Annotated in this window: 15 protein-coding genes; 12 read left to right on the forward strand and 3 right to left on the reverse strand. The window is 45.1% G+C overall.

What is annotated here, in order from left to right:
• The first annotated feature begins 144 nt into the window (after positions 1-144).
• Positions 145-1035, forward strand: a complete 891-nt coding sequence (hslO, locus tag VM640_RS15760; RefSeq protein ID WP_325393930.1) for an Hsp33 family molecular chaperone HslO — start codon at positions 145-147, stop codon at positions 1033-1035.
• Between the two features lie 211 nt (positions 1036-1246).
• On the opposite strand, the gene rpmB is transcribed toward hslO, so the two are convergent.
• Positions 1247-1438 carry a 50S ribosomal protein L28 gene (gene rpmB / locus VM640_RS15765; protein ID WP_325393931.1) on the reverse strand — a complete coding sequence of 64 codons (192 nt, stop codon included), beginning with the start codon at positions 1436-1438 and terminating at the stop codon, positions 1247-1249.
• Positions 1439-1611: 173 nt separating this feature from the next.
• Here rpmB and VM640_RS15770 point away from each other — a divergent pair, with 173 nt between their 5' ends.
• The 6 genes from VM640_RS15770 (at position 1612) to VM640_RS15795 (ending at position 8203) form a co-directional block, all read left to right on the forward strand.
• Positions 1612-1968, forward strand: coding sequence for an Asp23/Gls24 family envelope stress response protein (locus VM640_RS15770; RefSeq protein WP_325393932.1), 357 nt, complete (start codon positions 1612-1614; stop codon positions 1966-1968).
• 81 nt (positions 1969-2049) lie between these two features.
• A complete protein-coding gene (locus tag VM640_RS15775; protein ID WP_325393948.1) occupies positions 2050-3696 on the forward strand; it encodes a DAK2 domain-containing protein in 1647 nt (548 codons plus the stop codon).
• Positions 3697-3799: 103 nt separating this feature from the next.
• A complete protein-coding gene (sdaAB, locus tag VM640_RS15780; protein ID WP_325393933.1) occupies positions 3800-4471 on the forward strand; it encodes an L-serine ammonia-lyase, iron-sulfur-dependent subunit beta in 672 nt (223 codons plus the stop codon).
• 12 nt (positions 4472-4483) lie between these two features.
• Positions 4484-5347 carry an L-serine ammonia-lyase, iron-sulfur-dependent, subunit alpha gene (sdaAA, locus tag VM640_RS15785; RefSeq protein WP_325393934.1) on the forward strand — a complete coding sequence of 288 codons (864 nt, stop codon included), beginning with the start codon at positions 4484-4486 and terminating at the stop codon, positions 5345-5347.
• Positions 5344-7746, forward strand: coding sequence for an ATP-dependent DNA helicase RecG (recG, locus tag VM640_RS15790; RefSeq protein WP_325393935.1), 2403 nt, complete (start codon positions 5344-5346; stop codon positions 7744-7746). The genes sdaAA and recG overlap by 4 nt, the downstream gene beginning before the upstream one ends.
• Before the next feature lie 337 nt (positions 7747-8083).
• Entirely contained in the window at positions 8084-8203 is a 120-nt protein-coding gene (locus tag VM640_RS15795) for a small, acid-soluble spore protein, alpha/beta type (protein ID WP_325393936.1), read from the forward strand.
• A gap of 282 nt (positions 8204-8485) precedes the next feature.
• Here VM640_RS15795 and gpr read toward each other — a convergent pair whose 3' ends face one another.
• A complete protein-coding gene (gene gpr, locus VM640_RS15800) occupies positions 8486-9472 on the reverse strand; it encodes a GPR endopeptidase (protein ID WP_325393937.1) in 987 nt (328 codons plus the stop codon).
• 340 nt (positions 9473-9812) lie between these two features.
• Between gpr and rsmD the strand changes: the two genes are divergently transcribed.
• The gene (gene rsmD, locus VM640_RS15805; RefSeq protein ID WP_325393938.1) at positions 9813-10358 is read left to right on the forward strand and encodes a 16S rRNA (guanine(966)-N(2))-methyltransferase RsmD; all 546 of its coding nucleotides are present in this window, start codon (positions 9813-9815) and stop codon (positions 10356-10358) included.
• Between the two features lie 12 nt (positions 10359-10370).
• On the forward strand, positions 10371-10862 hold the full coding sequence (locus VM640_RS15810; RefSeq protein WP_414648019.1) for an ATPase: 492 nt from the start codon (positions 10371-10373) through the stop codon (positions 10860-10862).
• Positions 10863-11013: 151 nt separating this feature from the next.
• Here the strand turns inward: VM640_RS15810 and VM640_RS15815 are convergent, their stop codons facing one another.
• The gene (locus VM640_RS15815) at positions 11014-12180 is read right to left on the reverse strand and encodes a nucleoside recognition domain-containing protein (RefSeq protein ID WP_325393940.1); all 1167 of its coding nucleotides are present in this window, start codon (positions 12178-12180) and stop codon (positions 11014-11016) included.
• Between the two features lie 317 nt (positions 12181-12497).
• On the opposite strand from VM640_RS15815, the gene VM640_RS15820 reads away from it, so the two are divergent.
• From VM640_RS15820 to rpmF, 3 genes are all read left to right on the forward strand, one after another.
• Entirely contained in the window at positions 12498-13697 is a 1200-nt protein-coding gene (locus VM640_RS15820; protein ID WP_325393941.1) for an acetate/propionate family kinase, read from the forward strand.
• 65 nt (positions 13698-13762) lie between these two features.
• Positions 13763-14272: a YceD family protein gene (locus VM640_RS15825; protein ID WP_325393942.1), complete on the forward strand. Its 510-nt coding sequence runs from the start codon at positions 13763-13765 to the stop codon at positions 14270-14272.
• Positions 14273-14302: 30 nt separating this feature from the next.
• Positions 14303-14482, forward strand: coding sequence for a 50S ribosomal protein L32 (gene rpmF, locus VM640_RS15830; protein ID WP_325393944.1), 180 nt, complete (start codon positions 14303-14305; stop codon positions 14480-14482).
• Positions 14483-14709: the final 227 nt, after the last annotated feature.

Below are 14709 nucleotides of genomic sequence, written 5' to 3' on the forward strand. Positions count from 1 at the left end.
GATTTTGCCGGGTATCCCACTGGAGCCCGACTTCTGAGCGCTAGTTCGGTCTGCAAGCGCCATGAGTGACCGTGACCAAAGTGGCGCCGCTGTCCTGCCAGAGCAAAACTATTTACATATACTAAATAAAGGATGATGAAGTTAATGCCAAACGATAGGCACGATGAGATATGGGTAGGAACCCTTCTGCAGGGTGAAGCGCGCTGGGTTGTGGCTAGGACCACAGATCTTGTGGAAGAGGCTCGAAAGCGGCATCAGACTTCTCCTGTAGCTACAGCTGCTTTAGGGCGACTGATGACGGGGGCTTTGCTTCTAGCCAGTTCACTTAAAGGAGAAGAAGAATTAACAATTCGGCTTTTGGGGGATGGTCCACTCGGTGGGGTTGTGGCCGTTGGGAATGCTCAAGGGGAAGTTCGCGGCTATGTCCATGAGCCTTTTGTTGAATTACCTCTTAATGAAAAAGGAAAGCTCGATGTTGCCCAAGCCGTTGGGCAGGGAGAGTTTGCCGTTAGTAAAAGTTTAAAAAATGGAGAGAATTATACGAGTATGGTCCCCTTGGTGAGTGGAGAGATTGCAGAGGATCTCGTGCACTATCTTTTGACGTCTGAACAAATTCCTTCGGCTGCTCTGTTAGGAGTTCTCGTCGAACGGGATTTTCAGGTTGCAGGTGCGGCTGGCCTGTTAATTCAACTTTTACCCGGAGCCTCAGAAGCGTGTATTGAAAAAATCGAAGAACAACTTAAGGGTTTGACTCAAGGAATTAGCAAAATCGCGGTTGAGAGCAGTTCGATGGAGGAAATTGTTCAGACCTTATTGGGTGGTTTGTCTTATCAGGTTTTGGAAAAACGACCAGCAGGATTTCATTGTACTTGCTCTAAGGAACGGATTGAAGCAACATTAATTAGTTTAGGGCAGGAGGGCTTCGAAGAAATTCTCGAAGATCAGCAAGCAGAATTAATTTGCCATTTCTGTAATGAGCATTATCATTTTGATGAAAAAGAGTTAATTGAGCTATATGAACAAGCCAAAAAATAAAGAAAACTTGGCTTGCGCCAAGCCTCTGGCGTAGGCGGAAGCCTTAGTTGCACTTATGCTATCTGCCCCAAACTTATACTTTCTGTTAGTATAAAAAGAGGAGCATCTCAAAAGTACTTTGAGACGCTCCCCAGACCGCTTAGTGACCTAATCGAGCCAATGAAAAAAGCCCGACACCTGCCGAGCTTTACCTGGACGAAACGCACAGGGATTAAACAGCGCGTTGAACTTTGCCGGAACGTAGGCATCTGGTGCAAACTCTGATCCGGGTCGGAGTGCCGTTAACGATGGCATGAACCCTTTGCAGGTTCGGTTTCCAAGTCCGTTTAGTACGGATATGGGAGTGACTAACCTGCATACCCGTAGAAATCCCTTTTCCGCAAATAGCACAAACATTCGCCATTGCTTTACCTCCTTTACACCGGAAATGACACTATAATAGTTTATCAAATGTTTATAGGATTAGCAAGGTTTTTACCTGTTTTATTCCAGGAAGATTTAAATTATTGAACATTTCGCATATAATTGATAGAATAGTGACGGTATGGACTATATCGGAAGGAGAGATCCTTAAAGATGGGAAAAGAAATTAACAACAATTTAGGAAAAATTGATATTTCGGAAGAAGTCATCGCGACGATCGCCGGAGCTGCGGCTGTCGAATGTTATGGCTTGGTTGGAATGGCTTCTCGTAAGTTAACCGATGGGTTTACCGAATTACTGGGCCGTGAGAATTTGGCCCGCGGGGTAATGGTGAAAATTGAAGATAACCATGTGGTTATTGATCTTTTTATCATTGTCGGTTATGGTGTAAATATTTCCGAAGTCGCAGCGAATGTCATAGAACGAGTACGATATACGACAGAAAACCTGACCGGGCTTAATGTTGCTCAAGTGAACGTTAATGTTCAAGGGGTTCGTGTGCTTGAGTAATCCGGTTAAAGATTAGGAGGATCTAGAGTGAAACCAGGTACGGGAACAGGAGATCTTATCAACGGGCAGCAATGGAAATCGATGATGCGAGCGGGAGCTAGAGCGTTGGAGCTTAAAAAAAATGAAGTGAATGCACTGAACGTTTTTCCCGTTCCAGATGGAGATACAGGAACGAATATGAATTTAACCATTCAATCGGCGGTGAAGGACGCAGATAAAACCTCAGGTGAATCGGTGGCAGAGGTAGCTTCGGCAGTATCCATGGGTTCGCTTATGGGGGCACGTGGAAACTCCGGGGTGATTCTCTCTCAACTTCTTCGCGGAATCGCCAAAGGCTTAGAAGGACAAAAAGAAGTTTCAGCTGAGCAGATTGCGCACGCCTTGCAAATGGGAGTTGATACAGCCTATAAAGCGGTTATGAAGCCTGTTGAAGGGACGATTCTTACTGTTTCCCGGGAAATGGCCAAAAGAGCGTTGACACGGGCGAAACAGGGAGGAAATCCCTTAGAAACGCTTAAGGAGGCCTATCTAAAGGGTCAGCAAATCCTCGCGAAAACTCCGGAAATGCTGCCAATTCTCAAACAGGCAGGAGTTGTCGATGCTGGCGGACAAGGATTTCTTATTATTCTTGAAGGATGGGTTTCGGCTCTCGATGGTCATGAGCCAGAGGAACTTTCCTATTCTCCCATTCAGCAGACGGCTCAGCCTCAAGAAGTTCAACCCGGATTCCTCGTGGTTGAGAACCTCGAATTCCCTTACTGTACCGAATTTCTAGTTAAGGGGAAAAACTTGAAGATCGACCAGATCCGACATGATTTAAGCGGACAAGGAGATTCAATGTTAGTTGTCGGCACGGACGAAGTGGTCAAGATTCATATCCATGTTAAAAACCCGGGAAAGATTCTTGACTATGCACTTCAATTTGGCTCTCTTCATGAAGTTGGAATTCATAATATGCTCTCGCAAAACGAGGCCATGGCCCATGCTTTGAAAAATAAAGAAACAGCTCAAGAAAGTCTCGGACAGCCTCAGGCAGAAACCGAGGCAGAAACCGAGGAACAAACACACAAAGAATACGGAATTGTCGCTGCGACGATGGGGCAAGGAATGGCTGAAGTTCTCAAAAATTTAGGCGTGGATGAAGTCGTGTTCGGTGGTCAAACTATGAATCCGAGTACGGAGGATATAGCGGATGCCGTTCGACGGATACCTGCGAAAAATATTTATATTCTACCCAACAATGGAAATATAGTCATGGCTGCTCGTCAGGTTAAGGACATCATTACCGATAAAGAAATTTATATTATCCCTACCAAATCTATACCTCAAGGGATTTCCGCTCTCGTCAATTTTGACCCAGAAGGAGATCCAGAGGAAAATGCTCAAAATATGGAGAAGGGTCTAAACCAGATTCAATCTGGAGAAGTCACCTATGCTGTTCGAGACTCTCAATTCGGGGAGTTGGAAATCAAAGCTGGGGATATTCTTGGACTGGTCGAAGATGTCATTCAGATCAAGGGCAGCGAAGTACTACAGGTTGCCCAATTAACACTCGAAAAAATGGAATGGCGAGATCATGACATGGTTACGATCTTCTATGGAGAGGAGACTTCTCAAGAGGAAGCTGAAAAACTCAAAAAATGGCTGGAGCAAGAAGTCTCATCTATCGAAGTTGAATTATATCCTGGACACCAACCCCTTTATTATTATATTCTGGGAGTTGAATAACAAAAGTTGAGACTTTATCCCTCCGGCAGACCCGGAGGGATTTCCAATAAGTTGACTTAACGCAGCGAAGACGTGATTAATTTTGACCTGGGAGGTTGATCGTTTGGCTAAGAGCACTGTGTTTGATTTGATTGGGCCTGTGATGGTGGGACCGTCGAGTTCACATACGGCTGGGGCTGTTCGACTTGGAGCTATGGCGCTGAAAATATTAGGAACTGAACCGCTGGAGGCGGAGATCACCCTGCATGGTTCCTTTGCTGAAACGGGGAAAGGGCATGGTACGAATTTGGCCCTGGTTGCTGGAATTCTTGGTATGCATACAGATGATGAACGGATTCCTCAGGCAGTTCAGCTCGCGGAGAAAAAAGAAGTTAAGGTCCGTTTTAAGTGCGAGAACTTAGGAGAGGTACATCCCAATACGGTAAAGTTCCGATTAACTGGAGGGGATGGAAAGGTTGTCGAAGTGATCGGATCGTCAATTGGTGGAGGACGAATAGTTATTAATCGGATTAATGAATTTCAGGTTGAGTTCATGGGAGACTATTATACGTTGGTCCTTTTGCATCAGGATTTACCTGGAGTTGTGGCACAAGTCACCTCACTTTTAGCCACTGCCCAAATCAACATTGCGCAAATGCATGTTTCACGAGAAAAGAAAGGCGCTCAGGCCTTGACGATCGTTGAAGCAGACCAGGCAATTGAACCTGCAGCTTTAGCATTAATGCTTAAATTGCCTGCTGTATATCAAGCACTGGCGATTGAACCACTGGAGTAAGGAGGAACGTTCATGCGTACTTATCAAGATTATGTTCAGCTTGCTGAGGAAAGAGAATTGAAAATCGGCGAAATTGTCCTGGTTGAGCAAGCCGAAGAGTCTGAGAAAACAGAATCCGAATTGCGGGAGCGTATGCGGCTAAGCTTAAACGTAATGCGAGCGGCGGTGCAAACAGGATTAAGTGGGGAACGTAAATCTCTTTCTGGTCTTATCGGGGGTGATGCGGCTAAGGTTCAGGCCCGCTGGAAGAGTGGAGAAAGCCTTACCGGGGAACGGATTAGCGGAGCAATTGCCCGAGCTTTAGCTGTTGCTGAAGTAAATGCCACCATGGGAAAAATTGTGGCAGCTCCCACCGCGGGTTCCTGTGGGGTTTTGCCGGCTGTGCTGCTAACGGTGGAGGAGGCCCTTAATTGTCCTGAAGAGGATTTGGTGACCGCCCTTTTTACGGCAGCGGGGATTGGCATGGTTATTGCCGATCGGGCTAATGTTTCAGGTGCAGAGGGTGGATGCCAGGCTGAGATTGGTTCAGCGGCGGGTATGGCAGCAGCGGCAGCAGTTGAGCTATCTGGTGGAACTCCTGGTCAGACAGGAGATGCCGCTGCACTCGCGATGAAATCCTTGTTGGGCTTAGTTTGTGACCCAGTAGCAGGGCTTGTCGAAGTTCCTTGTGTGAAGCGCAATGCAACGGCAGCGACGATCGCTCTCGCTGCAGCAGAGATGGCTCTCGCTGGCGTAGAGAGTAAGATTCCGCTTGATGAAGTGATTGATGCTATGAATGAAATCGGCAAACAGATGCCTTGCAGCCTTCGTGAAACAGCTCAAGGTGGATTAGCCCTGACGCCAACAGGGCGGAGAATTAAGGCTGAGTTTATATGATATCCAGTCAAGAAAAACTTGTTCTCCAAAATCTGAAAAGGGCAGTTGTGGCAGAGGAAAAGCAGGGATACAGTGATACGGGAGTCGTAGGTGGCTTTCATTTCTTTCTGACCGGCATTCTGCGGCGTTTGGAACAACTAACTCCAGATTTCGACTTGCAAATTCTCAAAACAATTGCCCAGAATTATGAAACGTGGAGTCCACTCCAGCGACGGGAATCTCTGGTTCATCTACGACGTTTTCTCGAGGAAGTGAGTTCAGGCTCATCTCGGGAAAAATCAACTCCAGAAAAACTAATCCAGACAAAACCAACGCAGGACGGCTATCCACCAAAACCAAGAGAGCCTCAGGGCCCTGAAAAACCAAAGAAGCCGATTTCGATCAAAGCGATCGCTGAGCCGAAAGATCGACCTCTCCAATATCTCAAAGGAGTTGGTCCAGAACGGGCTAAACAGTTGGAACATTTAGGAATTGAAACCGTCAAGGAATTGTTACTATATTTTCCACGTCGTTATGAGAATCGTCATTTACAGCGGATTGAAGAGCTCAAAGACGGAGAGCTGGCGACGGTCAGCGGCAAGGTGGTTGCTGGACAAGTTACCAGTGGTCGAATGAAGGTTGTGAAACTTTCGATTGAGCAAGAAGGACGTTTGGTTACTGCAGTGTGGTTTAATCAAACCTTTATCCTCAAACAGTTTCCGGTCGGGACCCCAGTAACGGTGACTGGAAAAGTGCGTTGGCAGAAAAGAGTTCCCGAAATTCAAGCCACAGATGTTATCAAGACGGGGACAGGTAAACCCCCGGAGATTATTCCCATCTATTCGGAAACGGCTCGCCTTTCCTCAAAGGTTATTCGAAATCTGGTTAATGGTGTAATCGCCCAAATCCCTACTTATTTCCCGGAAATCTTTCCCCAAGAAATGCAAAAGGATTGGCTAGAACGTCCACAAGCCTACCGCGAAATACATTTTCCAAGTTCTTTTCAGCGCCTTGGACAGGCTCGCGAACGGCTTGTATTTGAAGAGGTTCTCTTTTTACAATTAGCGGTAGCTCGTTTACGCCAAGGGGTGCAACGAGAAGACAGCCCTCCTCTAACGAGGGGGCAGACGTTAATTGAACATTTCGTGAGGGACCTTCCCTTTGAACTTACTTCAGCCCAGAAACGCGTGATCCGAGAGGTTTTTCGGGATATGGAGAGTTCACAGGGAATGGCCCGGCTAATTCAAGGAGATGTTGGCTCAGGAAAGACGGCAGTTGCGATGGCGGCTCTCCTCAAGGCAGTGGGCTCAGGTTATCAGGGTGCAATGATGGTCCCAACCGAAATTTTAGCGCTTCAGCATGTTCAATCCTTAAGGGCAGCCTTTACTCCGTTGGGTATCCGAGTGACCTGCTTACTCGGAAGTCAGTCCCGGAGCGAGCGGGAGAAGGTACTTCAAGAAATTGCCGACGGCACCGCTCAAATCGTAGTTGGCACACATGCGCTAATTCAGGAGACCGTGGAGTTTAAGGCGCTAGGGCTGGCCGTGACGGATGAACAACATCGTTTCGGGGTAAAACAACGCACTCTGCTCCAAACAAAAGGGCAAAATCCCCATGTGCTAGTGATGACGGCTACGCCGATTCCCAGAACCTTAGCTTTAACCCTTTATGGAGATTTACAACTCTCGGTTTTGGATGAAATGCCTAAAGGACGTAAACCCATCATTACCCGTAAACTCTCGGAACGGGGTCGTTCCAACTTAGAGAACTTCATGGAAGAGCAAATGGACATGAAACATCAGATTTACGTGGTCTGCCCCCTTGTCGAAGAATCAGAACACATGGATTTTATTTCGGCGACAGAAAGATATGAAGCGCTTTGTCAACGGTTTCCGCATCGGAAGGTGGCTCTCTTACATGGCCGGATGAAAGGTCACGAGAAAGAAGAAGTGATGCAGAACTTCCAGGCAGGCGAGACGGATATCCTCGTCTCGACAACGGTGGTCGAGGTCGGCGTTAATGTTCCCAATGCGTCCGTTATGATTATTGAAAATGCCGAACGATTTGGTTTAGCTCAACTCCATCAACTTCGTGGTCGTGTCGGTCGGGGAAGTGAGCAGTCGTTTTGCATCCTCATGTCCTCAGCCAAGGATAGTCGGAGATTGAAAGTCTTATGCGAAACTCAGGATGGTTTTAAAATCGCGGAAGAGGACTTGAAATTAAGAGGTGCCGGTGAAATCCTCGGGACAAGACAGCATGGGGTTATGGAATTGAGATTGGCTGATCTTTCCCGAGATGCCCGGATCGTTGAACAAGCCTATCAGGTGGCGCAAAAGGTTTTGGCTCATCCGAATGACTATGTGGAATTATTACGGGAAGTGGAGAAATACTACTCCTTAGAAAAAGTGGGTTTGCATTAAGGGTTCGCTTAAGGATTACATTTACATCAGGTTATATTACATCAAGTTATTTAGAAGTTTTTTTATACTAACAGAAAGTATAAATTTTGGGCAGATAGCATAAGTGCAACCGGCGACTTTCGCTCTCGCTAAGCTCGGCGAAAGCCGGGTTTTCTTTACTAAATTTATAAGTGGTATTTTTTTGTGCTACTGGTTTTATAACTTTGTTTTATCTATTATTCCCGGGTATCACTTGTATCCTCAAAAACAATAATAACAGTAGAATTCAAAGAGAAAAACAAGGAAGGCAGCGATGTAGGTCTGCTTCAAAAGGATGTAAGTAAGAGGAGGGCTAATCATGGCAGATCAAAAAAATCCAGGAGTTCCTCTGACAGCGGAGCTCGAGAAATTTAAGTATGAGGTTGCTCAGGAGATCGGAATTGCCAATCGCAAGCATAAAAAGTTCCCAAATACTTAAAGATTTAGGGACAGAAAGAGCGGGAGTTTCTCCCGCTCTTTCTGTTTTGTTACGTGGAAATAGTAAATACGTGAGTCAAGTAGTTTTGGGGTAGTATCTTTGGCCTAAGCAGCAAATGTAGATTTTCGCGCACCGTTCACTTACATCTCTGGGGCTGTACAGCGCCTTTTTCCATCCCGATAGTCCCGGTGGGACTGTCGCACTTGTTTGGAGGCGCTTGCGCTAGGCACGTCCATGTGCCGTCGTCACTCGCTTCCGAGGCAACTCTGCCAACCCTTCTGCTTACTGCAAGTACATCTGATATTCCTCTTGGGTAATTTCAGGGTGTAGGCTAATCCCTATAGCGCCCGCAATGATCCGGGCAGCGTTCTGAATTAAGGTATCGATTTCTTTAGGAGCCACCATCAGATTATTGGTGTAAGGGGATAAGGACTGATTTAAAATATGTTCTAATGTTTTCGGACTAAAATCCTTATAAAGACGGTAAAGACTGGGACTGGTCTTTAGTTCTTCAAGTAAAGCATCCAAGCAGTTGTGGGCGATGATAGCCGCGTTAACGACGGTGGGCAGGCCGATGGCCACCACTTTGCAGCCTAAAGTTTCCTCGTTAATGCCGACACGTTGATTTCCTACACCTGAGCCAGGAGAGATTCCAGTATCGGAGATTTGAATACTGGTACCGATTCGCTCGAGGGAACCTGCGGCCAAAGCATCAATGGCGATGACCCAATCCGGTTTCACATGCTCGACAATACCACGGATAATCTCTGCTGTTTCAATTCCTGTGATACCGAGCACTCCAGGAGCGATAGCACTCACTTTTCTTAACTTTCCTTTGAGCTCATCTGGTGATAACTGAAAAAGATGGCGTGTGACTAAGCTTTTATCAATAACCTGAGGACCTAAAGCGTCTGGAGTTGCATTCCAATTTCCTAAGCCAACAAGAAGAATACTTGAATCATCTTGAAGATTCATTAATTTCATGAGTTCATCTGCGAGGATTTCGCTTATTTCATGGTGAACTAAATAATTATTCTGACGGACTTCTGGAGCATCAATGGTTATGTAGGTTCCTTGGGGTCGTCCCATTTCTTGAACGCCTTGTTCTGTTTCAATATCAATTGTGGTCACGGTGGCATGATCAAATTCTGCTTTGCTCATCCGTACACCGGGAATCTCATCGCCACACTCTCCACGAAGAATTTCATGGGCTTCGACGGCCATATCAATATTGACATTGAATTCTCGGATAAAATCTGATTTTTTCATAGAGATTTGACCTCCAGTAGTAATTTGAGACGCTTTTCATTCGGTTGCTCGTACCATAATTGGCGTGGATATATCTTCCTGAAGTGCAAAAAAATCACTGGCCCTCACGACCAGTGACCAGAGAGGAGAAATGAAAGGAAGAACTGGTGGGGGAAAGGTAAAAATAATCTTACCTAAAATAGTATTTGCAGATTAAAAGGAAATATACGAAAATTTTAGTAAGAAAATGACAGGTTGTGGTATACTTATAATAACTTGTGCTGTCTTAGATTTTTATGCCAAAGAATCAGTCTTTGTGCTTGTACTTATGAGTTTATTTTTAATTTCTAGGAGAACATCTATGAGAATTATTGCCGGGGAAATGCGAGGGCGTAAACTTAAAACGGTATCAGGAATGGATACTCGTCCTACGGCGGATAAAGTAAAAGGTGCTATTTTTAATGTGCTACGGGAGAAAGTAGCAAATGCACGAGTTTTGGATCTTTTTGCAGGGACAGGAAATCTAGCCCTTGAAGCTCTTTCGCGGGGAGCACGAGAAGTGGAAATTGTCGAAAAAGCATATTTGGCACAAAAGGTTATCCAAGAAAATCTAAAGCTCACAGGAGAAGCTCAAGCCCAACTCTTTAGTTTAGATGCTTTTGAGTTTTTGAAGCAATATCCGGAGAAAATGTTTGATCTAATTTTTCTTGATCCTCCATATCGTCAGGGGTTGGTGACTAGGGCGCTAAGTATGCTTAGTGAGCCCTGTCGTTTAACCTTAGCTGGTGTAATTGTTGCCGAAACGGCCAGTGAAGAAGATCTTCAGGTATTTGAACCTTTTGAGATCCGCAAAACCAGTGAATATGGAAATACGAAAATCTGGTATATTCAGAGATGTATGGAATAGGAGAGGATGGCTTTGGAAAACGACGTTTTTGAAATTTTAGAAGAATTAGAGGAAATTGTCGACCGCGGGACCAAAATACCAATGACCGGAAAAGTTTTAGTGGATGATACGCAGATTTTCGCGCTCATTGACCGGATGCGAACCTCTTTACCCGATGAGATCCGGGATGCGCAGAGAGTGCTCTATGAACGACAAAAAATTCTTGATGAAGCAAAAGCAGAGGCTGATCATATTTTGGAGCGCGGTAAATCCTATATTGAAAAGTTAGCCGGAGAAAATGAAGTCGCCAAGCAAGCTCAGAGTTATGCCGAAGATCTTGCCCGTCAAGCACAAAACTATGCAAAAGACGTTAAATTGGGAGCAGTTCAATATACGGATGAGCTTTTGCAGCAGGTTGAAAAGAGCGTTGCTGAGACGTTGCAATCTCTGCGTCAGAATCGGGAAGAGCTCAGGACATTAGTTAAACGGGATCAACATGAAAAGAAAACAGAGACAGCAGAATAAGGAGACGCCCCTAGATGGGCGTCTCTCTTTTTCTACTAACAGAAAGTATAAGTTTTGGGCAGATAGCATAAGTGCAACCAGCGGCTTTCGTTCTCGCTAAAGCTCGGCGAAAGCCGGGTTTTCTTTATCGCGTACTAGTTCTAATACTTAATCATTTTTGAGACAGAAACCGGATCCATAAGGCTGTAATGAAGAAAAAGACCATAAATCCGCAGAAGACCCAGACGCTGAGTCGCCAGGTTAATAAAAAACCTGTGGCAGATTGCAAATTGGGAATTGTGGATAGGGGAGAGAATGCCGGAACTTTGATAAAAAGGAGTAGAAATTGACTCAGGATCGGGGCAAATACGGTCTGCAAGACTCGCCCGATGAAAAAGGCTGAGAAGTGGAGATCTGTCATACTCGTAAAGCTGGCGACCTGCGCAAATACAGAAAATCCCCCCCAAGCCATGACAGCACTCAGAACGCCAACTTGAACGTTAAGGTCAGAGAAGGCTTGGATGCTGGTACGGCAACCTAAGGTTGTTTCGAAAAGGGCATTTACTCCAGCCGTCACGCCATGTACCGTAAGATGGTCACCTGTTAACGATTTAACAATAAGAGCCAAACCTGGTATGATCTGTACCACACTCAATAGATTAATGAGCACAGAGAAAAAGGTAATAAACCCCCCAACGAGCAAAACGGTCTGAATGCTTTGGCGAACGGCATCGCCTAAAAGCTGCCCGAACGGGCGACCATCCTGGTCCTGAGCTTTGAGAAGCTCTTGCCAGGCCCTTTTAATAGAAACAGAAGTGTGAAGCCATCCGTCGGCAGGTTGATGACGGTAAAAGCGAAAGAGAATACCGACGAGAAGGTTAGATAAATACACTGAACCAGCTAAAATGAGGCCGAGTTCCGGCTTTCCGAGCATTCCTGAGGCTACCGCGCCAAGCATAAATCCAGGGCTTGGGTTACTGGTAAAAGCCAAAAGCCGCTCTCCTTCTATTTGAGTTAACTGATTTTGCTGACGTAGCTTACTGGTGAGAACGGCACCAACTGGGATTCCTGACGTAAACCCCATGGCCACAATAAAAGCGGCCTTGCCAGGAAGACGAAAAAACGGTCGCATTAAAGGCTCAAGGAGAACTCCAATAAAATTTACAAAGCCTGCTCCCATCAAGAGTTCGGAGAGAATAAAAAAAGGAAGTAAGGCAGGTAAGACAAACGTCCACCAAAGGGTTAAACCGGTTGTCGCCGAAATGACGACTTCCTGAGGGTGAAAGAACATTGCTAAAGCCAAAAGAAATAAAGGAATAATGCGGATAGCTGCTGCCATAATTCTCCCGCCTTTCGTTATACATAATCTATATGGAAGCTTAATAAACCCTAGAAGTGGGACTTTGGGATTTGCCCATCTTGTTGAAGAAGTCGAGTTAGGCCAGAAAGCAGCAATGGCGAAATCTTCTGAGATCCGCCGAATTTCCACGTAAGGGGTTGAAAATGAGGATGATTGTGATAAACTAAGAAGTGTTTTAAAACGTAAAAGATAGCGATGGCTGTAAAAATCTACTTCTTTGATAAGAAGTAGTTTTTTTGGGGCAAACTAGAAAGAGAAAAAAGAATGGGTGGAAAAGGAATTTAGGAGGTACAAACGTGAACATTCTTGTCATTAACTGTGGAAGCTCATCCCTTAAGTACCAGCTTTTAGACATGGAAACCAAACGTCCCATAGCTAAAGGGCTAGTTGAGCGGATCGGCATGCCTGGGTCTGTGTTAATTCATCGTAAAGCAGCAGGAGAAAAGGAAATTATTACGGCAGAAATCCCGAACCACATGGTAGCCATCCAACTGGTTTTGGACGCTCTAGTTAATTCAGAATACGGGGTTATTAAAGATCTCAAGGAAATCGGAGCAGTTGGTCACCGGGTCGTTCATGGCGGAGAGAAATTTGCTCAATCCGTTTTAATTTCGGATGATGTCATGAAAGCTATTAAAGAATGTATCGAGCTGGCGCCGCTTCACAACCCACCGAATATTGCAGGTATTGAAGCTTGCCAAAATTTAATGCCAGGTGTACCGCAGGTCGCTGTATTTGATACGGCTTTTCATCAAACTATGCCGCCTTATGCCTATTTATATGGTCTTCCTTATGAAATGTATGAAAAATATAAGATCCGGAAATATGGGTTTCACGGAACTTCTCATAAATATGTCAGCCAACGCGCTGCGGCTTTATTGAACCGTCCACTCGAAGATCTGAAGTTGATTAGCTGTCACCTGGGAAATGGCTCTTCTATTTCGGCAATTCAAGGTGGAAAATCTCTAGAGAACTCGATGGGCTTTACTCCTTTGGAAGGGTTGATGATGGGAACCCGTTCAGGAGACTTGGATCCTGCGATTGTTTCTTATATCATGCAGAAAGAGGATCTCACGTCTAAGAAAGTTAATGAGTTCTTAAACACGAAATGTGGCGTTCTCGGATTATCAGGTGTGAGTAGTGATTTCCGTGATATTGAAGGGGCTGCTGCAGAAGGTAACTACCGAGCTCAGTTAGCACTTGATGTCTTTGCCTATGATGTTAAGAAATATATCGGATCCTATGCCGCAGTTCTGAATGGGGTAGATGCAATCATCTTCACGGCTGGGCTGGGAGAGAATTCCCCGGAAATGCGCGCGAACATTTGTAAAGGTCTTAATTATCTCGGGGTTGAAATCGATCCTGAGAAAAATGATACCCGAGGTAAAGAAGCCGATATCGCTACTGATAATTCCCGTTGCCGAGTGCTTGTCATTCCAACGAACGAAGAATTGATGATTGCCATGGATACTTATAAGATCGTGAATGAAGGTTAAGGAGTTTTCCTTGACAAAGAAAATCGTGCCAACTATAATAATGGTTGTGTATTGGAGTGGTTACAGTGAAAGTTAATGTCGCTCAAGTTCGCCGTAATGAGATTGGAAAAGCTCATTTTGATTTAGAAGAGGATTTTTCTTCTTATGACTCGGAACTTGAAGGGGTGTCTTTTACAACTCCTGTACGTGTTCACTTACAGGTGATTAACCTGGGAGAATCTTTGCTGGTTCAAGGGCAGATTCAAGCAGAGCTCAAAGTGATATGTGGTCGCTGTATGGATGACTTCATTTATCCACTGGATTTAACTTATGAGGATGAATGGGTACTTAGCAGTTTGGCTTCAGAAGAACAGAGTGAAACAGCCTTCGTTTTTGAAAAAGACGAAATAGAAATTAGTGAACGGATTCTTGAACAGATCGTGTTGGCTCTACCAATGAGGTTTATCTGCTCTCCAGAGTGCCAAGGGCTTTGTCCGGTCTGTGGAGTCAATCGAAATCATACCTCTTGCGAGTGTATGATTGAGCAGATTGATCCGCGTTTAGCAGCACTTGCCCAGTGGTCAAAGAGAGATTGATGCATTAGGAAGCTTAAAGGGGGTGTAATTATGGGTGTCGGTCAACATCGCCAATCCAAATCGAGAGTGCGTAAACGGCGGGCTATGTGGAAGTTAACTGCACCAAACCACATTGAATGCCCCCAATGCCATAAACCGAAATTAGCACATCATATTTGTCCAAGTTGCGGTTATTACAAGGCAAAAGAAGTTATCTCCATGGGAGAATAAGTTCGGTAAAAAGGAGTCCATTAAGGACTCCTTTTTATTTTACTAACAGAAACATTTATGAACTTTTGGTTCACAGGGAGGAATGAAAATAATATATAGGGATTAGCTTTTCATAGCATCAATAAACTGAGATAATTCAATTAAGGTGGGTACAGTAAGCCGTTCTACTTTGTGGTGGGTTATACCCCGGAACAGAAACTGACTCCAACAACCTATGAGTACAGGAT

The organism is Desulfitobacterium sp. (assembly GCF_035539115.1).
GTDB lineage: Bacteria > Bacillota > Desulfitobacteriia > Desulfitobacteriales > Desulfitobacteriaceae > Desulfitobacterium_A.